Below are 23057 nucleotides of genomic sequence, written 5' to 3'. Positions count from 1 at the left end.
GACCGTCCCCCCAAAGGCGGGGCGTGTCTTAATATCTTGATGTGCAACCAAAACTAGATAAATGGCGGGATTCTCGGTCCGGCCAAAGGCGGGCGTGTGCCGGGCCTTGATCGCGGGAATAGCTTCGTGAGACATCCTTTGCGATTAACACGTTTAGGCAGGAGGAGGAAATCCCCCCCTCTGGATCCCCTTTCTCTGGGGATCGCCCTATCCGGTCGCAAGGAATGGGAATTGAAAGTCGAACACTTCCAATTTGGGGACTGGAAGGTGGACGTTCGGGCCTGCGCCCTGCGGCGGGTGGGGGAGGAGGTCGACGTCCAGATCGAGCCGCGGGCCATGAACGTGCTGTTGGTCCTGTGCCGGGAGCCGGGCAAGATATTGAGCGCGGACGATCTGTTGCGGCGCTGTTGGGACGGGGTCGTCGTCGGTGAGAACCAGGCCCAGAAGGCCGTGGCACAGCTGCGCCGCGTTCTGGGCGACACCGCCAACGCCCCCCGGTATATCGAGAATATCCGCAAGCGCGGCTATCGCACCGTGGCGCCGGTGTCCTTCCCCCCCCACCTCGCCCAGGATGAGGCGGCCGAGACATGGTCCCGGCAGTCCCCCTATGTCGGCCTCGCCCCGTTCGACGCGGCCCGCGCCGCCGTCTTTTTCGGTCGCGAGGGCGCCGTCGCCCGTCTGCGCGCCGCGCTGGCCGCCCAGGTCGATGCCGGTCGCGCCCTCGTGCTTGTCCTGGGGGCCAGCGGCAGCGGCAAGACCTCCCTGATCCTCGCGGGGCTCCTGCCATCGCTGATGCGGGAGCCGGGACGCTTGCGGGTCACCGCGGTCGCGACCCTTGACCTGGGCGATGTCGGTGTCGTGCCCTTGCCCACCGCCTTGGGCGGCGCCCTGCTGGACCTGGAGCGGGAGGGGCGGCCGCTGTTCGCCGGCCATAGCGCGGAAAGCTTGGGCCTGGCCCTGACCGGTGATGGTCCCGGCGCCAGCGCCAATCCGGCGGGGGAGGGCGCCCCGTCCGCCGATCCCATGCCGTCGGCCGCCGCTCCGGCCGCCGACCGCTTTGTGCTGTTCGTCGATCGTCTGGAGGCGTTGTTCAGCCCCGGGACCGGCGGCGCCCTGCAGCGCGGCCTCTTCCTCACGGCCCTGGACCGGTTGGCGCGGGGCGGGCAGGTCATGGTCATCGCCGCCTGTCGCAACGACTATTATGCCGACCTGGCGCGGGAACCGGTGTTGATGGAGGGCAAGGCGGCGGGTGGCCATTTCGACCTGGCGCCGCCCAGCCGGACGGAAATCGCCCAGATGATCCGGCTTCCGGCCGAGATCGCCGGCCTCCGCTTCGGGGTGGATCCCGCCACCGGCGAGCACCTTGACGACCTGCTGTGCGAGGGCGCGGCCGGCAGCCCCGACGCCTTGCCCCTGCTGCAGTACACCCTGCAGCAGCTCTACCTTCAGCGCAGCCCGGCGCGGGAGCTGACCATGGCGGCCTATCGGGCGCTGGGCGGCATGGAGGGCGCCATCGGCCGGCGGGCGGACGCCATCCTGGGCGCCCTTCCACTGGCGGCCCAGTCGGCGCTGCCCCGCGTCTTCTCTCGCATCGTGGTCGCGGGGGCGACGGACGGGGCGGTGCGCGGCGCGCGCGCGCCGTGGTCGGCGCTGACCAACGAGGATGAATTGACCCTGGTCCGCACCTTGGTGGAGGAGCGGCTGTTCGTCAGCCTGATCGCCGACCGGCAACCGGTTTTTGGCGTGGCCCATGAGGCGCTGCTGCGGCAATGGCCGCGCGCCGTGGCCTGGATCGCCGCCCATCAGCAGGATTTGCGCACCCGGGGCCAGCTCGAAGGACTGGCGCGGCAGTGGGAGGGGGAGGGCCATCGCGCCGACCGTCTGTTGCGCGCCGGCAAGCCGCTGGAGGAGGCGCGTGACCTGTTGGCGCGCGCCGCCGTGCCCCTGAGCGCGGAGGCGAAGGCGTTGATCACCGCCTCCATCCGCCAGGCGCGCCGGGCCGACCGCTGGCGGCTGGCGGTTTCCGTCGCCTTCGCGGTGATCGCGGCCGTGGCGCTTTTCCTCGGCTTCCGCGCCCGGCAGGCGGAGAGCGTCGCCGCCCTGCGCCTGCATGGGGCGGAAGACCTGGTGGACTACATGCTGGGCGACCTGGCTGAGAAATTACGGCCCCTGGGGCGCCTCGACGTGTTGGACGGGGTGGCGCAGAAGGCCCTGGGATATCTGACGGTGGATGATGCCGGCCAGGTTCCCGCCGCCTCCCGCTTGCGCCAGGCCAAGGCCTTGCAGACCCTGGCCGACGTTGATCGCGCCCGGGGCAATCTTGATGCCGCCCTGAAGGCCTTGGACCGGGCCGACGCCCTGCTGCGGGCCAATCTGGCCCAAGGTCCGGTTGAACCGGAATTGCTGAAGACCCTGGGCACCGTCGCCTTCTGGTATGGGCAGATCGCCCTGGACCAGGGCCGGATCGATGAGGCCGAGCGGCGCTTCACCCAGTACCGCGACCATGCCCAGCGCCGGATGACCTTGGCGCCGGAGGAGCCCGATGGCTGGGTGGAATTGTCCTATGCCCTGAGCAGCCTGGGCACCCTGCAATTGCGGCAGGGGGAGGTGGATGCGGCGGTGACCGGCTTCGAGACGTCGATCGCCCTGAAGCGCCGCGCGCTTGAACGGCGCCCGGAGGATAGGACGCTGGCCGCCGAGTTGGCCAACAGCCTGTCCTGGCTGGCCAACGCCGAAGCCCAGCGGGGGCGTCTGGCGGTGGCCACCACCCTATACGATCAGCAGCATGACGTGCTGGACCGCTTGCAGGCGGCCGAGCCCGCCGCCCCGGTCTGGACCTATCGCATGGCGCTGGCCGACAAGCTCAAGGCTTCGTTGCTGCTGGCGCAGGGCCGGCCGGACGAGGCGCTGGCCGGGCTCGACGGGGCCGCCGAAGCGATCGACGCCATAATACGCAAGGAGCCCAACAATCAGCGTTGGCTGACGGAGCGGATTGCCCTGAGGTTGGGCCGGGTGGAGGCGGCGCTGGCGCTGGGGCAGGTGGATGTCGCCGTCGGCGAGCTGACGGCGGCCCAGTATGACATCGACCAGATGACGAAAGCCGGAGCAGCGGGTTCCTCCATGCGTCGGCAGCAGGCCTGGGCCCTACTGTTGCGCGCTCGGATGTCCATGCGCGATGGCCGTCTGGACCAGGCGGAGACCATGCTGACTAGGTCTAAGGAAATGCTCGATGGCATGGGCGGTCGTGATCAGTGGGATGAGGCGCGGTTGTCGGCCATCCAGTTGGCCCGTGCCGACGCGCTGCGGCGGCGGGGAGATGCCACCGCCGCTGAAGGCATTTGCCAGGAAGTGGCGAGCAGGCTGCGCGCGGCCGCGCGGTCCAGCGCCGATTTTCGCATCCTGGACCCCTGGGTTCGCGCCGCCATGTGCGCGGGTGACCGCCAGGGGGCCACACCCAGTCTCACCGCCCTGGAACGGATGGGGTATCGGGATCCGGATTTCCAGGAATTTCTAACCAGCCAGAAGGATTAGGCGACCATGACAGATCATGTTTCAGTTAAAGGGTCTGCGGTTGATGTGATAGTCCACATACAGCAGGTAGATGAGGGTAAATTAACCAAGCTTGTATGGTACTATAATGGCGTTGCTGGAGACAATCTAGATATTATGGCAAATATTTCCACATCTGAAATAAATTTTCAGATGGATTCATATACAAAAAGCAAATTTAGATTTTTGGACGTTGACTTGGTAAGGAAGTGCGACGATCACGGCGACGAGTACGAAGATCTTGAAGTAAAATCCATAACAGACGACTGTGTCATAATTTCAGATACGCAAGAGAATCATCACGTGACGGTCGGTGGCCTCACGTTTACCGTCGCTACTCTTGATGGCGTGGTCGCCCCTTACGGCAATGGCTATGATGAAGATAGCTTTGAGAGCCCGGACCCCGAGGTGACCAATACCGGAGATTGGGAGGCGCCCCCTCCTGTAACGAAAGCCTGAGAGGATTTCATGGCGACCGGATGATGACAATCTCGGTCGGATGAACGTCGCGGGTTGAGGTGCGGGACGGGGAGTTCTGGTTAATCGCCGCTCCCCCCTTCCCGTACTTCTTGCTGATCATGCCTTCTGGCATCCAGGTTTTGCAGCAATCACCACCCGTCGGGGTGCCAATCGCTCTGTAGGTCCTGAAATTTTGCGTGGGTGCGGTTTCCACCTCGATGAGGACATTGAGGGTGCGATGCCGGCCACATCGCGCTCAGCCGTTTTCACCCGTATTGGTGACTTCAGGGTCCGGTGACGTGAAGGTCAGGGGGCTTGATCCCGACGCGGTTTCCTTGGTGGCGACGGTAAGGATGATTTTGCCGACGTGGTTTCGATTCTGCTGGTCATTGTCGACGACGATGTAAGTCTCTTCGACGCAGGCGACCTTAAGGTCGTCGCAGCTTGATTGGATGGTCGCGCCGGTGAAGATGAAGGATCGCGCGCTCTTCTCCGTCAGCTCGAACTGGATATGGCCGTATCGAATCCCGACGCCTATGGAAATGACGTCAGCGGTCATGTCGTTGAAATACCATACCGGCGCGGTTCCCGGCGCCGCGTTCTTATCCACACAGAGGTGGACCTTTATCGGCAAGGTCTTTTTGGAGACGTACTGGCGAGCTTGCGTCATGATTTTTGACTCCAGCTTGGCGCGATGTTTATTGAGACGAATTTAAAAGATACATACCGCTAAAGATTTAAAGCCAAGGGCCTCAGCAAAGAACACCCTCCATAAGATTATTTTATATATTAACACGCGCAAAAGTTCAAGGCGGGACTATGGCGCGAGACGTTGCTGGGTGATACGGCGCGTTTGAAGGTCAATGACCGCCGCCGAGTGTCGACGGGCGGCGGTGCGTCCCCAGGATATGCGTCCCCGGGGGGAGACCGGGTGCCCTTCCGCGAATGGATCGCAGGGCGACCTAAGTGACGTATTATCATTTTATATCAATATGTTAACTGGGGGAAAGATAACGGAAGGAAGAACTCTTCCCACGAGGGGCATGGTGGTCGGGCCGTTGGCGCCCAAGCGTCGCGGCCATCACGAACCACCTGGGAGCCAACCGACATGTCGTCGCCCCTTACCCACCGTGAAGCCCAAATCCTCGACCTGATCGGGCGTGGCCTGTCCAGCGGGCAAATCGCCGCCAAGCTGGACATCGCGGAACTGACCGTCCGCAAGCACCGCTCCAGCATCATGCGCAAGCTGGGGCTCAATTCGACCGCCCGCTTGATCGCCCACGCGGGCGCCGCCGTCGGTCCGGGGCCGGCCATCGCGGCTGCCGATCCGCTGGTCTGGGACGCGTTGCGCCCGCGCGAGGCTGAAGTGGTCCGCCATGTCGTCGCCGGCTTGACCAGCAAGGAGATCGCCCGTCTGCTGGACATCAGCCCGCTGACCGTCCGCAAGCATCGGGAGCGTGCCCGTGAAAAACTGGGCATCCACACGCTTGGGGAAATGATATTTCGGGGGAAAGTGAACACCCCGACACTGGCCGCTGACCTGTGATGGAGCGCGGTCGCAACCGCCGGCGCCTGCCTGGCCCATCCGGATGCCGGTCCCCAAACGGCTGAGGCCGGCCGGGTTCCATCGGAACCGCGGCCGGCCTCAGTGTCGGTCACTCAACGGTGTTCGGGAAAGGCCGCCCCTGATATCACGCGGATAGTCACGGATGGACGGGGGTACGGCCTTTTCAGGGGCGTCAGCGCATCGCCGCCTGGGACGCCGAAGCGGCCTGCAGGGTGGGCGCCCGCTCACTGTCGGTGACGCCGGGCGCGGTGCACATGGTGCTGACCTCGACCCAACCGCCCTGGCCTTGGTCGCTGACGGCGGCGTCGCCCTCGCCGGCGCGCAGGGCCGACTTGATCACCCACTTGCCCCCCTGATCTTCCACCCAGGTGTCGATGCCCTGCACCTGCCCGGCGCCCTGCGGCATGCCGAACACCACGGGCGCCGTCCAGACGTGCGGGTCGGTACCTTCCAGGCAGACGGGCTTCGGCACGGTGTCGCCCGGCTTCATGGCGGTGTTCACCTTGCCGGTGCCGGTGGACATCATGCCCTTGGGCCGCACGATGACCGTGGTGCCCTGATAGCTGGAAGAGGTGGTCGACGTTGTGGTGGTCGTCGTCACCGGGCCGATGGCGCCCTCATCCCCCATCGGGGCCGGGGGCGGGGCGTTGGCCTCGGGCGGGGCGACAATGTCGTTCGCGCCAGTGACGGATTGGGCGAAAGCCGTGCCGCCGATCAGACCGGTGGCCAACAGCGTGGCCGCAAGCAAATGCATCCGCATGTCCATCTCCTTCGTCGTCGATTAGCCGGGCCCCGGGCGGGGCGCGCCACACCGCCCTTCAACCCCGAAGATCAGGGCAAGGTTCCCGCACGGTCCAAGGACCGTGGCGGGGCGGCGTCATCTACCGGCGCTGGGGCTCCGGTCTCGGTGAAACTTGGTGGTTTGGTACGCGGGCTTGGGATGTACCAGGATGTGCCCTGCGGATATTGATGACGCCGGATTGTGTTCCCGATGGGGCCAAATCTGGCTGGTGGTTGGGCTTGTTTGTTACAGCCGCATGGGGCCGCGCCTCAGGCCGGCCGCTCTGGCGCCGTGCCGCCCAATTCCTCGGGCGAGGGGTCGTAGGCGTTGACGTGGGGGATGCGGGCCAGCAATCGGCCCAACAGGCTGATCAGGGTGTCGACCTCCCGCGGGCTCAGGTCCGCCAGCAGTCGGCGCTCCCGTTCCAGGGCCATGACCAGGATGCGGTCGTGAAGGTCGCGGCCGGCCACGGTCAGGGCGGCCTCGCGTCCCCGGGGCTCCGCCGGGCGAAGCTGGATCAGGCCGCGATCCTCCATCAGGGCGTAGCTGCGGCTGACGGCCGCCTTGTCCATGCCGATGATCTGGCAGATGCGGGCGGCGGTGCACCACGGTTCCGCCACCAGATGGACCATGATGCGCCACTCCACCACCCCGATGCCGAAGTGCTTGAAGTACAGGCGGGAGGCGCCGCTGGACAGCTTGTTGGCGATGGTGTTCAGGAAGGCCGGAACGTAGCGGTCCATATCCAGCTGGGGGCCCATGTCCAAGGTCAGGTCGCCGACCGGCAAGGACGCCGTCTGGGGGCGGGTGAGCGGCATGGTGGGGTCTGTCCTCATGCGTGACCCCGTCTTCGGGGGGTCTTGTTCCCACTAATCAAAACCGGGACCATTGCGGGCGGATCACCCGCGGCGCCCGGCATGTTTGTGATCACAATGACCTTGGCACCATGGACAAAAATGCACAAGGGCTGGTGTGCGATTCGCCCCGCACACCAGCCCTTGGGATAAGCCGTCTCTATCTCGAAAGGGAAAGGCTATTTGCTGTCGTAGTCGGGGATGGAGGGGAACTGGTCCGGATCCACCTTGCCGTTGCGGATATAGTTGTTCTGCCGCTGGCGGTACAGCGAGCGCATGGTGGCGTAGTAGTCCACGCTGTTGCGCTTCATGTCGTCCAGCACGTCCAGGTATTGGGCGCGCAGGTCCACGGCGTAGACGCCGGCGCGGGTGTAGCTGGCCCAGGTGTCATGGGTGTTCCCCAGGTAGCGCGACACCGGGTCGGCATAGGCCTCGACGCCGAAGCCCACGGCGTCGCGGGCGGTGGAGGCGCCCAGGAAGGGCAGCATCAGGTAGAAACCCTCCGGCACGCCCCAGACCGCCAGGGTCTGGTCGAAGCTTTCATACTCGTAGGTCAGGCCGTGATCGCCCGCCACGTCGACCAGGCCGCCCAGCCCGATGGTGGAATTGATGAAAAACCGCTCCGTCGCCACCTCGGCCCCGTCCCAGTCACCCTGCAGCAGCTTGTTGGCCAGCGTCAGGGGAGAGCGCAGGTTCCACAGCACGTTGCGGATGCCGGTCTGGGCGAAGTCCGGCATCACCGTGCGGTAGACCTTGGCCGCCGGACGCAGCAGCACCGTGTCCACGCCTTCGTTGAACCAGAAGATGGCGCGGTTCATGCCTTCCAGCGGGTCGTTGGCGTCCTCCTCCTGGGCGGCGGCGATGGCCGCGCGCGCCTCCGCCGTCTTGGCCTCGGCGACCTCGGTGCGGTTGGCGCCACCCCCATCAGCCGGGGCGGCGGGCATGGCCGCCTCCTGCGCGTGGGCGGCGGTTGGCGGCACCAGGGGCAGGGCCAGCAAGCCCAACAGGGCGGCCGCCTTCAAACCGAAGCGTCGGGGGGCGCGGGCCGAGGGGGAGACGGAGGGGAAACCGGGACGCAGCATCGGGAGGATGCCTCCAGCAACGGGACTAGGAACGGCCGGAACCGGCCGCAGGGGCGGGATGCCGCATCGGGCACGTGCATGCGGGCGCATGCTCAATACGGATGAGCCGGGTCGAACCTGTCTCCCCAGCCGTCCATTTAACCATACCGGCGCGGCCAGCGGGCCAAAATCGGAAAATCATCCGCCCTGTTGTCGCGTGCGCATGGCGGCTTTGTCATTTGGGGGATGTTGTAAAAGCGTTGTTTACCAACGGGGGTAGGCAACCCATGCTGTCGGCGGGGTCGCCCTGGCAGCCGCAACCCGACAGGTCGCCTGCCTTGGCGCGTGAAAGAACCGACCACCCGCCGCTTTCCCCGGGGCCGTCGCCATGACCGACCCTCACGTGCCTGGCCCGGGTCTGGACCGCTTGATACCGCGCGCTCCGCGCACTGTGACCGCGCGCTCCGCGCAACGTGAAGGAACATTCGATGCACCGTCCCCCGCCGTTCCGCCTCCCGACCTGTCGCCCCTCGGCGCTGATCCGTCCGGTTCTGCTGGGGGGGCTGGTGCTGACGGCCGCATGCTCCAGCCATAAAACCTTTTACAATGTGACCACGCCGCTGGGCCAGACGCTGGGGCGCACCACGTCCGAGGACGCGGCCAAGGTCGCCTTGCGCGCCTGGTTCATCCGTGTGGACACCAACCAGGACGGCAAGCTGTCGCGCGAGGAGTTCCAGGCGGAGGCCGATGCCGTCTTCAACCATTATGACCTGAATGGCGATGGCGCCCTGAACGTCACCGAACTGGAAAAGGTGCGCCAGGCCGACCGCATGGCACAGCTGGGCCACGACGGCCCGCCGGGCGGCCCGCCCCGGCAGGGTGGTCCCGACGGTACCCCGCCGGAAGGCGCGCCCAGCGGTGGTCCCGGCGGCGGCCCCGGTGGCGGTATGGAGGGAGGTATGGGCGGTATGGGCGGCGGTGGCCGCGGCGGGGTCGACCCCATCATGGCGGCTGACACCAACGTGGATTTTCGCGTCACCCGCGATGAATTCCGCGCCTACGCCCGCGCCTTGTTCGAGGTCATCGACGCCAACCATGACAACTTGCTGACGCTGGAGGAGATCGAGAAGGTCGACCTGACCATGCAGGAGCCGGGCGGCGGCGGCGGTCGTGGCGGCGGCCCCGGCGGCGGCATGGGTGGTGGCGGTCGTCCGGGCGGCGGCATGGGTGGCCCCGGTGGCGGCATGGGCGGTGGTCCGGGCGGCATGTAGCGCTCCCCCAGGGGCCGAGGGGCCAGGGCGACAATGCGGTCGAAATCCGCCGCCGGAATCGGTTAAGGTCGCCCCATCAAGCCTTTGCCTGTCGCCTTGGCCAACCGCCCCTGGAAGGACGCTCATGGACCGGTGGATTGAAAGCGTGCTTTTCGCCAGCCGTTGGCTGCTCGCCCCCCTCTATCTCGGGCTGGTGGTGGCCCTGCTGCTGCCGCTGGCCGGATTCGTCCATGAGCTGTACGAGCTGATCTCCAACCTGGCGAACGCCACGTCCCATGAGATCATCCTGGGCCTGCTGTCGCTGATCGACCTGTCGCTGATCGCCAATCTGGTGCTGATGGTCATCTTCGCCGGCTATGAGAACTTCGTCTCCAAGATCAGCGTGGCCAATCACGCCGATCGCCTGGAATGGATGGGGGAGGTGGATTTCGGAGGCCTGAAGCTGCGCCTCATCGCCTCCATCGTCGCCATCTCCGGCATCCAGCTGCTGCGCGCCTTCATGAGCGTCAGCGACTACAGCGACCGAGACCTGATGTGGTCCACCGTCATCCACGTGGTCTTCGTGGCCTCCGGCGTCCTGCTGGCGCTGATGGATTACCTGACGGAGAAGGCCCACAACATGCCGAGCGGGCATTGATCCCGCCGTCGCTTCCGGCGCTTCCGCTCGGGACTTGCGGCCTGGGTTGAAATCTCAGGCCGCCGATATGGTTCTGCCCACATCCGGTGTCTCGGCCGCCAGCGCCGCCGACACCTCGGCGATCACCGACATCCAGTCCCCCTGCGTTTCCTGCCGGAACAGCCGCATGCTTGGATACCACGGCGTGTCGCCGCGGTGCAGGCGCCAGCGCCAGTCGGGGGCGAAGGGCAGCAGCAGCCACACCGGTCGGCCCAGCGCGCCGGCCAGGTGCGCCACCGCCGTATCCACCGTGATCACCAGGTCCAGCCCGGCCAGCAAGGTGGCGGTTTCGCTGAAATCCTCCAGAGGGGCGTCCATCACCCCCAGCGCTGACAGCACCTCCGCATCCCCAGGCCGGCGGTCCTTCTGAACCGCGCACAGCGTCACCCCCGCCACGCCGGCCAAGGGCGCCGCCAGGGCGGCCAGCGGGATGCTGCGCAGCCGGTCCGCCCGGTGCCGTGGATTGCCCGACCAGGCCAATCCCACGGAGATGCCGTCCTGGCCCAGGGGACCGCGCCAAGTGGCCGGCCGTGCGGCGCCGGCCGTCAGATAGGGCACGGGTGCCGCCAAGTCCGCGGCGTCCTGGATGCCCAGTGCTGCCGGCAGGCTCATCAGCGGCAGATGCAGGTCAAAGGCGGGCAGGGACTGCCCCCGGGCCACCACCGTGACATCCGGCGGCGTCAGCCCGGCGCGCAGCAGGGCGAGCAGCGGCGGCTGCACCTCCAGCACCAGATGCCCGTCCTTCGGCAGGCGTGCCAGGAAGCGGACGAATTGCAGGGTGTCACCCAATCCTTGTTCCGCGTGCACCAGCAGGGTGCGGCCGGCCAAAGGCTCCCCCCGCCATTCCGGCACGGGGAAACCCCGATCCACCAGGTCGCTGACACCACCGCGCCAGCGCCAGGCGTAGGCGGGCCAGCCTTGGGCGTCGTCGCCGGCCAGCAACCAGGCCAGCGCCTGGTTGAAGCGCACCACGCCGTTTTCCGGGGCCAGATCCGCCGCCTGGGCGTGGATGGCCAGCGCTTCCGCCACCTGGCCCTGTTCCGCCAGGGCCTGGCCCAGGTTGGACAGATAGGTCGCCTCGTCTGGCGCCAGGCCTACCGCGCGGCGGTAGCTGTCCACCGCCGCCGCCCCTTGGCCCGCCAGCTGTTGCGCCGTCCCCAGGTTGACATGGATGTTGGCGGCGTCGGGCGCCAGATCGGCGGCCCGCTGGTGCAGGGCCAGCGCCTGCTCCACCCGGCCATCGGCCTGCAGCAGCAGGCCCAGGTTGGTCAGGGCGTCCGGCCAGTCGGGCGCCAGATTCAGGGCGCGGGCATAGGCGGCCATGGCGTCCGCCGGGCGGCCTTGGTCGGCCAGGACGTTGCCCAGGCCCAGAAAAGCCATGGCGTTGTCCGCGTCCCGGCGGATGGCGTCGGCATAGGCCGTCAGCGCCGCCGCCTTGTCGCCGATGGCTTCCAGCGCCATGCCCAGGGTGACGCGGATCTCGGGGTCGGCGGGTGCCAAGGCGGCGGCCATGCGGAAGGCGGCGACGGCGCCGGAAAGGTCGCCCATGGCCTGCCGCGACAGGCCCAGGCGCAGATGGGCGTCGGCATCGCCCGGCTGCAGGAACAGGATGCGCTGGTAGGTGGTGGCGCTGTCCGTCAGGCGGCCCAATTCGTGAAAGGCGTCGCCCAGGGCGCGCAGGGCGGCGACGTTGTCCGGCTGGGACGTCACCGCGCTGGCCAACGCCTGGGCGCCATCCTCCAGCCGGCCGCTGCGGCACAGAACGACACCCAGCAGGTACAGCACCGAGGTTTCATTGGGCAGGCGGCGGAGGATGACGCGGCACAGCTTTTCCGCCTCCGCCAGGCGTCCGGCGCGGTCATGGCGCTGCGCCTGTGCGAACAATGCCGCCAAATCCGGCGACACCATCAACCGTTCCTTGCTGACCGCCGTCATCTGGCCGCCCCGCCCCCGATATTCCCCCGATCGTTGCAGTGTGGCGACAAAGCGCCGACGGGACCAACGGCACGGCGTCCGTTGGCGGTTGCGGAAATAGCGCGCCTGCTTTGGCCATCTTGTCCGTGTAGCGACAATTGAATCTATTTTTGCCGATGGCGCGCCGGGGGTGGGTGCCGCGCTCGGTGTGGTGGGGGCGGCGATGCTGAGCAGCTTGGCGATCACGGCGGACGGGGTGGAGTCTTTCGATTTCCGTTTCTCCACGGGCTTGTTGACGGCCAACGACATCCTGGACAGCGCCACCTCGCCACCCGGCCGCTATGTCTGGGAAGTGGCGCGGCGCACCCTGGCCGCTTGTCCCTCGGCGGACGCGGTGGTGGTCAGCAATCCCATCCTTCCCATCCGCGGCAGCCGCCTGGCCAGCCTGGTGCTGAAGGGGGGGGCGCTGACCTGCCCGGCGGTGGTGACGGACGAGGCGACCTTCCCCATCGCCTACATCCTGCCGCGCCAGCTGTTCGAGGAGGGGCTGGGCCGCTTCCTCTGCCTGCTGTCGGTCAGCCGGTCGGCGGCCGATGCGCAGCTCCTGTCCCGGCTGACGGGCGGCGGCTTCGTGCCGCGGCGGACCAGCACCTTGCGCGCCGTCGGAACCCTGCCGGAAAGCACGCCCCAAGGTTATGTCCTGGGCGACAACTTGGAGGCCTGGCTGGTCCAGTGCGTCAATGCCGTCACCTTGATGCGGACGCGGGACGATTGGCGCCAGCTGCCCTTCGCCGCCCACCATCCCAACCATGCCGGCGACGTGCTGTTCTTCAGCCTGGCGTCGCGGCTGGTGCCGGACGGGCAGCTGGCCTTCCAGCGCCAGGTGGTATGCCACAGCTACCTGGACATCTTCCAGGATTGCGGCAACCGGCTGGAACCCATCGTGCTGGACATTCCGCCGGCGCCCCGCAACACCGATGTGGGCGACGGCCGCTATTTCGTCGAGAGCCTGGCCCACCTGCCCCCCGGTGTGGCGGAGGAGACGTTCATCGTTTTTTCCCGCTATTCCAAGGCCTACGCCAAGTCGCCCTTCAACCTGATCGACCATGCGCGGTTCAGCCTGGGCGATCCGGTGGCCACCTTCGCCGACACCCTGTACAACCGCGCGCCGGCGCTGGGCCAGCCCCAGCACCGCGCCAGTCCGCCGCCGACCCCCTTGCGGGTCCTGATGCAGCTGACCGGCGGCTGGGATCTCAAGACCTATCCGGCCAAGGATCGCCGGGTGCTGATCCGGGCGCTGTGCGATCTGGGGTGCGAGGTCTCGGTCATCGACCAGCCCGAAGCGGCGGCCGATGGCGCCACGGTGGTGACCGCCGGCAGCACGAGCGCGCTCAGATCCCTGCTGGCCGACCATCATGTCTTTGTCAGCGTCGACAGCTTCCCCCTGCACTTCGCCAGCCAGGTCCTGGGCCATCCCACCGTGGCCGTCTTCGGCTGCACGGCGCCCGGCAATTCCGACGCGCCCCGGCGCCCAGCCTATCGCCTGCCGGCTCCCGCCTTGCCTTGCGGCCCCTGCGGTTGTCTGGACTATTGCCCGCTGCTGATGATCCGGGAATGCACCAACCAGCCGCGCCCAGCGCAGCTGGTCGCCGCCGTCCTGGAATTGGCGCATGAGGCCTATGGCCGCGCGCACCAGGCGCACGGCCTGGGTGCCGCCGTGACCCAGGGTGACGCCGCATAATGTTGGGCGGGGTGGCGATCACGGGCGGGCGGCTGACATCGTTCGATTTCCGCTATTCCATGGGGGCCCTCACCCCCCGGGACCTGTTGGACAGCGCCACCTCGCCCCCGGGACGCATGGTGTGGGAGGTGGCGCGCCGCACCCTGGCCGAGGTGCCGGATGCCGACGCCGTGGTGGTCAGCAACCCCCTGGTGGCATCACGGGGCGGCCGGCTGGCCACCCTGCTGCGCAGCGGGGAGGCCTTGCGCTGTCCCGCTGTGCTGACCGACGCGGAAACGTTTCCCGTCGCCTACGTCCTGCCGCGCAGCCTGTTCGACCAGGGGCTGGGTCGCTTCCTCTGCCTGTTGTCGGCCAACCGGGCGGCGACGGATGCGCAACTGCTGTCCCAGCTGACCGGCCAGATCGTGCCCCGCCGCCGGACGCCACTGGCCTCCCTCCATCCGCTGCCCAAGATCACGGCCCAGGGTTATATCCTGGGTGACAACCTGGCCGCTTGGCACGCGCAGTGCGCCAACGCCGTGCGGCTGATCCGCACCCGGGACGACTGGCGCCGGCTGCCCTTCGCCGCCCACCATCCCAACCATGCCGGCGACGTGCTGTTCTTCAGCCTGGCGTCCCGCCTGGTGCCTCCGGGCGTGCTGGCCTTCCAGCGCCAGGTGGTCTGCCGCGACTATCTCGACATTTTCCAGGATTGCGGCAACCGGCTGGAGCCCATCGTGCTGGACATTCCGCCCGTCAGCCGGACGGGCGACATGTCGGATGGCCGCTATTTCCTGGACAGTCTGGCGCACATCGACGCCGATGTTCTGGCCGGCACCTTCATGGTCTATTGCCGATTCTCCAAATCCTACTCGCGTACGCCCTTCAACCTAGTGGATCACGCGCGGTTCAGCCTGGGCGATCCGGTGGCCACGCTGGATGACACGCTGTATCGCCGCGCCCCAGCGGTGCATAGCCGCTGCGGCCTGCCACAGCGCCCCTTGCGTGTGCTGATGCAAATGTCCGGCGGCTGGCCGTTGAAGACCTACCCGGTGAACGACCGGCGGATATTGGTCCGCGCGCTGGTGCGCCTGGGCGTCCAGGTCACCGTGCTGGATGCGCTCGACACCGTGGCCGATGGCGCGACCCCGGCCACCGCAGGCACCACGGCCGCGTTGGCCGCGCTGATCCGCGACCATCACGTCATCGTCAGCGTCGACAGCTTCCCACTGCATTTCGCCAGCCAGATCCTGGGCCATCCCACTGTCGCGGTGTTCGGCCCCACCTTTCCCGGCAATTCCGATGCGCCCCGGCGTCCAGGCTATCGCCTGCCGCCGCCCCCCCGGCCGTGCAACCCCTGCGGCGGCTACAAGGGCTGTCCGCTCGACAGTGGCCCAGACTGCCACAATCACCCGTCGCCGGCCGATCTGGTGGCGGCCATCCTGGATGTGGCGGCGGAGGCCTACGGCCCCGCCGCCATCCCCCTGCGAGGAGACGCGGCATGATCCCGCCCCTGAACCTGCGCGTGCTCGCCTTCTTCGACGCCCGCTTCCAATTTTCCGGCCCGCTGTGGCAGGCCCTGGGCGGGGGCGATCCCTGGCAGACCGCCCTGGCGGCCTATCCCGCCCGTCGCCACCACAGCCCGTTGTTGCAACCGGGCAAGGCGCTGGGCCGCTATGACCTGGCGGACGCGGCGGCGGCGGGGCGGGTGGTGGCGGTGGCGCGGTCGGCGGGCATCGGCGGTTTCGTCCTGGACTGCCACCGCTTCGCCGACGGCTACCTGACCGGCGCCGATTGTCTGGATCCCTGGTGCGACGATGATTTCGGCTTGGCCTTCCGCTGGACGCCGGCGCCCGCCCCGCTGCTGGATGAGGATGCCGCGGCCGACGATGCGGCGGCCTTGATGGCGGCCATCTCTGGCTTCAGCCCCCTGGTGGCCGATGGGCGCCAGGTGCTGGTGGTGAACGAGCCCTACAAGCTGCCCGATCCGGCGCGGACGGTCGCCCTGCTGCGGCGGGCGGCGCAGGCGGCGGGCCTGGGCGGCATCTACCTCGTCGCCACGGCGGCGGAGGCGCGCGGCGGCCTGCTGGACGCCGGCTTCGACGCCTTGCTGGACCCCAGCCCGGCGCAGTGGCGCTCGTGCAAGCCGGCGGAGCTGCTGAACGGCTACACCTTCCTGCAGGCGGAGGCGGGGCAGGCCGACGGCGGCATGTTCGACGACACCATCATGAACTACGCCCAGTTCGTGAACAGCCGCATGGTGGACCGGCCCACCCGGGGGAAGGTCTTCCCCCGGGTTGTGCTGGACTATGCCGACTGGCCCGACCATCCCCGGGGCGGGGCCACCCTGCTGGCCAGCACCTCGTCCGTGCTCTATCGCCGCTTCCTGGCCGGCGCCCTGACCCACGTGGCGCAGCATTTCCCGGAAGGTGAGCGGCTGGTCTTCATCGACAGCTGGAACCATTGGCGCCAGCGCAGCCAGATCGAGCCCACCACCCAGTTCAGCACCACCGTGCTGGATGAGACCGCGAACGGCATCCGCCAGGGCGGCTATGTGGCGCTGACCCGGGTGGGCGAACCGGCGCCCGGCCGGTCACCGGCGGTGGATTACGACGTCATCGCGGCGCTGTGCCGCCAGATCGAGGATGAGCTGTCAGCCCCGGCGTGAGAACGCGCCCGCGAAGAAGTCGAGCAGCCCGGCCGGCGCGTCGTCACCGAGACAGAGATTCAAGATGCGGTGCGCGCCCACGGCCGCCACCGCGCTGCGCGGGAACATCCGGGATTCATAGGCGGCCAGCGCCGCCTCGATGTCGCCGGGGTGTGTTGCGATGGCGGCCCCTAGCTCGGCGCCGTCCAGCATCGCCAGGTTGGCTCCCTCGCCCGCCGGCGGGGCCAGATGGGCGGCGTCGCCCAGCAACGTCGCGCCGGGCACGCGATCCCAGCGGTGGTCGTTTGGCAGGGCGTGGAGCATGCGCGGCACCAGCGGGCCGTCGCTGTCGGTGATCAAGGCGGTCAGCGCCGGCGTCCAGTCCTCGAACTCGGCGGCGACACGGGTCCGCGCGGTGGCGGCGTCGGCGAAGTCGATGGCGGCGATCCAGTCGGCTGGCCGCTTCAGGGCGATGTAGGCGTGCAGGATGCCGCCCGGCTCGCGATGGGCGAAGATGCCCCGGCCCGGCATCAGCGCGAACAGCCCCCCGCCGCCCACCGCCTCGGCCGTCGCCGGGTGCCGTGAGTCGGCGTCGCCCAGATAGCTCTCGATGAAGGTCGTGCCGACGTACACGGGGCGGGCGTCTGACAGCAGTGGCCGTACCTTGGACCAGGCGCCGTCGGCCCCGACCAGCAGGCTGGCGGTCATGGACGACCCGTCGGTGAAGGTGAGCGTGTGCCGCCCGCCGCCCAGGGTCGCGACGCTGGCAAGCTTCCGGCCCCACCGCACCGTTCCCGCCGGCAGGCTGTCCAGCAGGAGGCGCCGCAGCGCGCCGCGCAGCACCTCGGGCCGTCCGCCGGCGCCGTCATCGGGATGGTCCAGCAGCACCCTGCCTCGCGGGTCCAGCGCCCGTGACGCTTGCCCGCCTGGGTGGATCAGGGCGCGGAACTGGTCGTGCAGGCCGGCGGCCTTCAACGCCAGTTGTCCGTCCTGTTCGTGGATGTCCAGCATCCCGCCCTGGGTGCGGGCGCTCGCCGCCGCCTCGGCCTCATAGATTGTGGCTGGGATGCCGTGGAGGTGCAGGACGCGGGCGAGGACCAAGCCGCCCAGGCCGGCGCCGACGATGGTGACGGGTGTTGTCATCAGGGGCTCTTTCAAGAGACTGGAACGGCGTTCCATGATTATTAATTGGAACAACGTTCCAGTCCTGTCAAGATGGTCGCATGACCATCAGGACCGAACGGCGCAACGACGCGCTCTCCAAGGAAAGGATCGTCCAGGCCGCCATCGACATCCTCGATGGGGAGGGCGAAGGCGCGCTGACCTTCCGGGCGTTGGCACGGCGCCTGGCGACCGGCAGCGGCGCGATCTACTGGCACATCGCCGACAAGGACGCCCTGCTGGCGGCGGCCACGGACGATGTCGTCACCCAGGCCATGTCTGGGGGGGCCATGTCCGGGGGGAGCATGTCCGATGGTGGCGGCGATGGGGTGGAGCCGCGCGAGGCGATCCGGGTCATCGCGCTGGGGATATTCGACGCCATCGACGCCCACCCCTGGGTGGGCGCCCAGTTTTCCCGTGCGCCGTGGCAGCCGGCGATGCTGCGCGTTTTCGAGGCCATCGGCGGTCGGCTGTGGGCGCTGGGCGTGCCGGAAGCGGCGTGGTTCAACGCCTGGTCGGCGCTGGTGACCTATATCTTCGGCGCCGCCACGCAGAACGCGGCGAACGCCCGCCTGCAGGCGCCGGGGACGGACCGGTCTGCCGCCCTGGCGGATATCGCCGGGGGATGGGCGCGGCTGGATCCGGCCCAGTATCCCTTTCTGCGCCAGGTGGCGCCGCAACTGGGCGCGCACGACGATCGGGAACAGTTCCTGGCCGGCGTCGACCTCATCTTGGCCGGCATCGGGACGGTCAAAGGTAAATCCCCGCCGGCGTGAAGGCCGGCGGGGGTGGAACAGGCGTCAGGACGGTGTGTGGTAAATCTCCGCCCCTTGCGCCAGAAAGACTTCCGACATCTCGGCCATGCCCTTTTCCGCTTCCGCGAAGCCGCCCTCCACATTGGCCAGGTCGCGCACCTCCTGGCTGATCTTCATGGAACAGAACTTCGGGCCGCACATGCTGCAGAAATGCGCCAGCTTGGCGCCGTCGGCGGGCAGGGTCTGGTCGTGGAACTTCTCCGCCGTTTCCGGGTCCAGTGACAGGTTGAACTGGTCGCGCCAGCGGAACTCGAACCGGGCGCGGGACAGGGCGTCGTCGCGCAGGCGCGCGGCGGGGTGGCCCTTGGCCAGATCCGCCGCGTGCGCCGCGATCTTGTAGGTGACGACACCCACCTTCACGTCGTCGCGGTCGGGCAGGCCCAGATGCTCCTTGGGTGTGACGTAGCAGAGCATGGCGGTGCCGAACCAGCCGATTTGCGCCGCGCCGATGGCGCTGGTGATGTGGTCGTAGCCGGGGGCGATGTCGGTGGTCAGGGGCCCGAGGGTGTAGAACGGCGCCTCGCCGCACCACTTCAGCTGCAGGTCCATGTTCTCCTTGATCTTGTGCATGGGCACGTGGCCCGGGCCCTCGATCATCACCTGCACGTCATGCTTCCAGGCGATCTGGGTCAACTCGCCCAGGGTCTTCAACTCCGCGAACTGGGCGGCGTCGTTGGCGTCGGCGATGCTGCCCGGGCGCAGGCCGTCACCCAGGGAGAAGGCCACGTCATAGGCCTTCATGATCTCGCAGATCTCATTGAAGCGGGTGTAGAGGAAATTCTCCTGGTGATGCGCCAGGCACCACTTGGCCATGATGGACCCACCACGCGAGACGATGCCGGTGACGCGCTTCGCCGTCAGCGGGATGTGGGCCAGGCGCACGCCGGCGTGGATGGTGAAGTAGTCCACGCCCTGCTCGCACTGTTCGATCAGGGTGTCGCGGAACACCTCCCACGTCAGGTCCTCGGCCTTGCCGTTCACCTTCTCCAGCGCCTGGTAGATCGGCACGGTGCCGATGGGAACGGGGCTGTTGCGGATGATCCATTCGCGGATGGTGTGGATGTTGCGGCCCGTCGACAGGTCCATGACCGTGTCCGCACCCCAGCGGATGGACCACACCAGCTTGTCCACCTCCTCGGCGACGGAGGAGGTGACGGCCGAATTGCCGATGTTGGCGTTGATCTTGACCAGGAAGTTGCGGCCGATGGCCATCGGCTCCGTTTCCGGGTGGTTGATGTTGTTGGGGATGATGGCGCGGCCGCGCGCGACCTCATCCCGCACGAACTCCGGTGTCACGAAGTCCGGGATGGCCGCGCCGAAGCTCTCGCCGTCCCGCTCCAGCTGGTCCGCCAGCGCCTGGCGGCCCAGGTTTTCACGGATGGCGACGTATTCCATCTCCGGCGTCACGATGCCGGCGCGGGCGTAGGCCAGCTGGGTGACGGCCTTGACACCCCCTGGGCCTGCCTTGGCGCGGAGCGGCAGGCGGCCGGCGCGGTCGAACACCGGCACGGGGCTGCTCTCGCCCTCCCTCAAGCCGTTGTCCACCGCCTGGATGGCCCGGCCCTCATAGGTCTCCACATCGCCCCGCGCCTCGATCCAGCCGCGGCGCAATTCCGCCAACCCTAAGCGGATGTCGGTGGTGATCGCCGGGTCGGTGTAGGGGCCGGAGGGGTCGTAGACCCGCACCGGCGGCTCATTGGCGCTGGGGGAGAGGTCGACCTCGCGCATCGCCACGCGGATGTCGGGATGCAGGGTGCCGGCCACGTGCACCTTGCGCGAGGCGGGCAGGGGGCCGGTGGTGACGGCGAAGCCGTCAGAACCCGGAAGGGCGGCGGGGGTCCCGGTGGGGCTAATCGTATCGGGCATCAGGTCGTGCTCCTCCGTGGTCCGGGCGCGGCGGCTCTCTGGCCGTTGATGCGCGCGGCACGTCGCATGTCGCCAACCCGGGGCAACGGCGGAGGAGGGGGGAGGAAGACCGCTCGGTTTCGCGGTCCCGTCAGGGCGTGCGCGCGAGTGTGCCGGAATGACGGCGATACGCGAAGGCCCTTGTTCCCATCCCTACGCCGGTACGATCCGGATCAGGTTCAAAGGGTCCCCGCGTCAACCCGCGGATCTCAGCGCCCTCCGGCGCACCCCTGGAACGAAGGCCGCACTGTGCGCGCCCGGGGCCGGCGGTGTCAATGGGGCGGGAAATGGGGAGGTGGGGGAATGGTTTGGGCGGACAGCCCGGTCAGGGCTGCGAAATGAGTAATGCAACCGCCCGAAGGGCATGGCAGTGTGCGCGCATGGGGAATATGGGGCGCCTGATAATGAACAGGATTTTGTCCATTCTTTTGTTGGTAGTTCTGGCGGCGTGTGCCGCACGGCCGGACCATACGTTGCTTCGTCCGTATAAGGATGTGCCCTCCCTCAAGCCTGGCACGGGGGCCGTTGTCCTGGGGCTGACGGCGCAAAACTTCGGCATGGCGTTGGGCAACAGTCGTAGCGGTGAAGTCCTGATGCACTTCGCCCCCCTGTTGCCGCCCCAGGGAGACAAGGAGTTCTTGGGCACCGAGCATTATGAGGCGCAGTTCCTGTGCTCGATCTTCGATAAAAAGGTTTGCCGGGCCACTGGCGGAGTCCGCGTCTTCGTGCTTCCGCCGGGCCGTTATGCCATCGCCGGCGTCGCCGCGTTCGGTGTCAACAATGATTCGGACAGAAGCACCAATTTCTTCGAAATGGCCACGTATCCGTGGATCAAGGTGATCTACACGCCCAATAAGGCGGTGGTGGGGCGGGAGTATTCCAAGGAAAGCCTCGCCAATGGGGATACCCCAACCTTCACGGTGGAGGAGGGCAAGGTGACTTATATCGGCAGCATGGTCATGGATTTCGCGCAGCCCTATGAAATGCGGTATTGGATGGCGGCGGACAACAGCGCGGTGGCGGAGTTGCTGGCATCCCCCGACGTATCGGCGCGGGCCCTCATTCGGGCGCCGATCTGGGGCGGTCACTCGGACGAGAAGGTCGCCTGGACGACCAAGGGCCTTTACTGAGAGGGGGGCGGCGACCATGCGCTTATCCGTCTTGTTCAGCTTGGCTTTGGCGCTGGTGGGCGCCTGCGCCCCGGCGCCGCGCTACGGCCTTATGGAACCGGGAAAGGCCTTGCCGCTGGAAGGGCTGGAGGGTGCCGTGGTTGCGGGGATCGCCACGGAAAACGACGGCCTGTCCGGCGGCCTGCAGGAACGGTTGACCTTTTTCCCAATCGGCGCCGGTTTCGGGTTCGGCGCGGGCCTGGGATCGCCCATCAGCACGTTGGTCAGCTGCGGCGGTGTCTTTCATCCCTGCCAGCCTGGAGTCCGCTATGTGCTGATGCGGCTGCCGCCGGGAACCTATGCCCTGGGCGCCGTGTCCCGATTCAACGAGATGTACCCGCTGATCCATTTCTCTTCGATTTCAACGGTCGGCTCCGCGTCCATGGGGCAGGTCAATTTCCCAAGCGCGGGGCAGATCAGTAAGGACACGCCGCTGTTCCGGGTGCGTGGGGGAGAGGTCAGTTACATCGGGACCTTCGTCCTCACCCCGTCCGGCGATGGCCCCAAGGTCGAGGCAATGACCCTGAACCGCGCCAGCAATGAACAGGAGGCGCGGCAGTTCCTCGCCAAGACCGGCTTGGCCGACCGCATGGTCGCCCAGCCTTGGGTCACCAACGATCCGCACCTGCCGAAGCTGTATTACGCCAACGGCGGCCGTTGATCGGAACCACGAGCGGACAAAAGGTCAGGGGCGACATGAGAAAAGTTTTTGGCCTGTTGGGCTTGCTGGTCCTCGCCGCTTGCCAGGGCGCGCCGAACCATACCTTCCTTCGGCCGCATTCGGATATTCCCTCGGCCAAGGCCGGAACCGGGACCGTAATCCTGGGACTGACGGTGCAGCAATATGGCAAGGACCGCCTGGGGATCACTAGCGGCCAGATGCTGGTTCATGTCACGCCCTTGCTGCCGCCCAAGGATGGCCGGGAGTTCCTGGGGACGGAGCATTTCGAGGTGCAGTTCATCTGCTCCGTCCTGGATGAGCGGCCTTGCCGGGAGACGGGGGGCGTCCGCGTGTTCCAGCTGCCGCCTGGCCGGTACGCCCTGTCCGGGGTCGAGGCCAGCGGCTATGACGACGGCACCGAGACCCATCAGAACTTCTTCCTCATGGCGACCTACCCGTGGGTGAAATCGACCTACACCCCGACGGGTTATGTTGTGGCCCGGGAGTATTCCAAGGACAGCTTCGCCAACGCCGACACGCCGACCTTCACCGTGGAAGAGGGCAAGGTCGTTTATATTGGCAGCATGATTGTGGAATTCGGGCGCCGTCTGGAGATGCGCTACAAGATGGCCGCGGACAACGCCTCCGTGCAGGAACTTCTGTCATCCCCGGATGCGGCCGCACGGTCCGTTGTGCGGTTGGTCATCTGGAACGGCAACACGGATGAGAAGGTGGCCCGCACGGGCGAGGGCCTGAAGTGACACCTGGGTGGTCGCGGTATCGCCGAAGCGGATGTAGGTGTGCTCCCAAACAGGATCAGGCCCTGTTCCCATCCCTGTGCCGATAC

General features: G+C 67.5%; 19 protein-coding genes and 1 riboswitch. Of the genes, 12 read left to right on the top strand and 7 right to left on the bottom strand.

The window, feature by feature from the left end:
- Positions 1-267 precede the first annotated feature (267 nt).
- Positions 268-3531: an nSTAND1 domain-containing NTPase gene (locus tag FHS74_RS10565; protein ID WP_184800180.1), complete on the top strand. Its 3264-nt coding sequence runs from the start codon at positions 268-270 to the stop codon at positions 3529-3531.
- Positions 3532-3537: 6 nt separating this feature from the next.
- Positions 3538-4008 (top strand): hypothetical protein, encoded by a 471-nt coding sequence (locus FHS74_RS10560; protein WP_184800179.1) that lies wholly within the window; start codon positions 3538-3540, stop codon positions 4006-4008.
- Between the two features lie 256 nt (positions 4009-4264).
- On the opposite strand, the gene FHS74_RS10555 is transcribed toward FHS74_RS10560, so the two are convergent.
- Positions 4265-4678, bottom strand: coding sequence for a DP-EP family protein (locus FHS74_RS10555; protein WP_184800177.1), 414 nt, complete (start codon positions 4676-4678; stop codon positions 4265-4267).
- A gap of 438 nt (positions 4679-5116) precedes the next feature.
- Here FHS74_RS10555 and FHS74_RS10550 point away from each other — a divergent pair, with 438 nt between their 5' ends.
- Positions 5117-5554 carry a LuxR family transcriptional regulator gene (locus FHS74_RS10550; RefSeq protein WP_184800175.1) on the top strand — a complete coding sequence of 146 codons (438 nt, stop codon included), beginning with the start codon at positions 5117-5119 and terminating at the stop codon, positions 5552-5554.
- Positions 5555-5747: 193 nt separating this feature from the next.
- Here FHS74_RS10550 and FHS74_RS10545 read toward each other — a convergent pair whose 3' ends face one another.
- The 3 genes from FHS74_RS10545 to FHS74_RS10535 all read right to left on the bottom strand — a co-directional run bounded on the left by FHS74_RS10545 (position 5748) and on the right by FHS74_RS10535 (position 8292).
- The gene (locus FHS74_RS10545; RefSeq protein WP_184800173.1) at positions 5748-6335 is read right to left on the bottom strand and encodes a hypothetical protein; all 588 of its coding nucleotides are present in this window, start codon (positions 6333-6335) and stop codon (positions 5748-5750) included.
- 290 nt (positions 6336-6625) lie between these two features.
- On the bottom strand, positions 6626-7174 hold the full coding sequence (locus FHS74_RS10540) for a MarR family winged helix-turn-helix transcriptional regulator (RefSeq protein WP_184800171.1): 549 nt from the start codon (positions 7172-7174) through the stop codon (positions 6626-6628).
- Positions 7175-7389: 215 nt separating this feature from the next.
- Positions 7390-8292: an MlaA family lipoprotein gene (locus FHS74_RS10535; protein WP_184800169.1), complete on the bottom strand. Its 903-nt coding sequence runs from the start codon at positions 8290-8292 to the stop codon at positions 7390-7392.
- 467 nt (positions 8293-8759) lie between these two features.
- Here FHS74_RS10535 and FHS74_RS10530 point away from each other — a divergent pair, with 467 nt between their 5' ends.
- Positions 8760-9542, top strand: coding sequence for an EF-hand domain-containing protein (locus FHS74_RS10530; RefSeq protein ID WP_184800167.1), 783 nt, complete (start codon positions 8760-8762; stop codon positions 9540-9542).
- Positions 9543-9666: 124 nt separating this feature from the next.
- On the top strand, positions 9667-10179 hold the full coding sequence (locus FHS74_RS10525) for a TIGR00645 family protein (RefSeq protein ID WP_184800165.1): 513 nt from the start codon (positions 9667-9669) through the stop codon (positions 10177-10179).
- Between the two features lie 54 nt (positions 10180-10233).
- Here FHS74_RS10525 and FHS74_RS10520 read toward each other — a convergent pair whose 3' ends face one another.
- Positions 10234-12153 carry a tetratricopeptide repeat protein gene (locus FHS74_RS10520; protein ID WP_184800163.1) on the bottom strand — a complete coding sequence of 640 codons (1920 nt, stop codon included), beginning with the start codon at positions 12151-12153 and terminating at the stop codon, positions 10234-10236.
- A gap of 202 nt (positions 12154-12355) precedes the next feature.
- Between FHS74_RS10520 and FHS74_RS10515 the strand changes: the two genes are divergently transcribed.
- The 3 genes from FHS74_RS10515 to FHS74_RS10505 are packed head-to-tail and all read left to right on the top strand — an operon-like array spanning position 12356 to position 16520.
- Positions 12356-13873, top strand: a complete 1518-nt coding sequence (locus FHS74_RS10515) for a glycosyltransferase family 9 protein (protein ID WP_184800161.1) — start codon at positions 12356-12358, stop codon at positions 13871-13873.
- Complete coding sequence (locus tag FHS74_RS10510) at positions 13873-15357, top strand: glycosyltransferase family 9 protein (protein ID WP_184800159.1); 1485 nt, start codon at positions 13873-13875, stop codon at positions 15355-15357. Before FHS74_RS10515 ends, FHS74_RS10510 begins: the two co-directional genes overlap by 1 nt.
- On the top strand, positions 15354-16520 hold the full coding sequence (locus FHS74_RS10505) for a glycoside hydrolase family 99-like domain-containing protein (RefSeq protein WP_184800157.1): 1167 nt from the start codon (positions 15354-15356) through the stop codon (positions 16518-16520). The genes FHS74_RS10510 and FHS74_RS10505 overlap by 4 nt, the downstream gene beginning before the upstream one ends.
- Here the strand turns inward: FHS74_RS10505 and FHS74_RS10500 are convergent.
- Positions 16506-17642, bottom strand: a complete 1137-nt coding sequence (locus tag FHS74_RS10500; protein ID WP_184800155.1) for an FAD-dependent oxidoreductase — start codon at positions 17640-17642, stop codon at positions 16506-16508. The two genes, FHS74_RS10505 and FHS74_RS10500, sit on opposite strands and share 15 nt — an antisense overlap.
- Before the next feature lie 80 nt (positions 17643-17722).
- Here FHS74_RS10500 and FHS74_RS10495 point away from each other — a divergent pair, with 80 nt between their 5' ends.
- Positions 17723-18436 carry a TetR/AcrR family transcriptional regulator gene (locus tag FHS74_RS10495; protein WP_184800153.1) on the top strand — a complete coding sequence of 238 codons (714 nt, stop codon included), beginning with the start codon at positions 17723-17725 and terminating at the stop codon, positions 18434-18436.
- A gap of 24 nt (positions 18437-18460) precedes the next feature.
- Here the strand turns inward: FHS74_RS10495 and thiC are convergent, their stop codons facing one another.
- Positions 18461-20341 carry a phosphomethylpyrimidine synthase ThiC gene (gene thiC, locus FHS74_RS10490; RefSeq protein ID WP_246463045.1) on the bottom strand — a complete coding sequence of 627 codons (1881 nt, stop codon included), beginning with the start codon at positions 20339-20341 and terminating at the stop codon, positions 18461-18463.
- Positions 20342-20511: 170 nt separating this feature from the next.
- Positions 20512-20622: riboswitch (TPP riboswitch) on the bottom strand.
- Between the two features lie 162 nt (positions 20623-20784).
- Here thiC and FHS74_RS10485 point away from each other — a divergent pair.
- Genes FHS74_RS10485 through FHS74_RS10475 form a run of 3 tightly spaced genes read left to right on the top strand, consistent with a single transcriptional unit; the run spans position 20785 to position 22971 of the window.
- Positions 20785-21510, top strand: coding sequence for a hypothetical protein (locus tag FHS74_RS10485; RefSeq protein WP_184800151.1), 726 nt, complete (start codon positions 20785-20787; stop codon positions 21508-21510).
- 16 nt (positions 21511-21526) lie between these two features.
- Positions 21527-22210 carry a hypothetical protein gene (locus tag FHS74_RS10480; RefSeq protein WP_184800149.1) on the top strand — a complete coding sequence of 228 codons (684 nt, stop codon included), beginning with the start codon at positions 21527-21529 and terminating at the stop codon, positions 22208-22210.
- A gap of 35 nt (positions 22211-22245) precedes the next feature.
- Complete coding sequence (locus FHS74_RS10475) at positions 22246-22971, top strand: hypothetical protein (protein ID WP_184800148.1); 726 nt, start codon at positions 22246-22248, stop codon at positions 22969-22971.
- Positions 22972-23057 lie beyond the last annotated feature (86 nt).

The organism is Nitrospirillum iridis, assembly GCF_014205765.1.
GTDB lineage: Bacteria > Pseudomonadota > Alphaproteobacteria > Azospirillales > Azospirillaceae > Nitrospirillum > Nitrospirillum iridis.
Note: the sequence above shows the minus strand (reverse complement) of the source record. Positions and strands in the feature narration are given on the sequence as shown.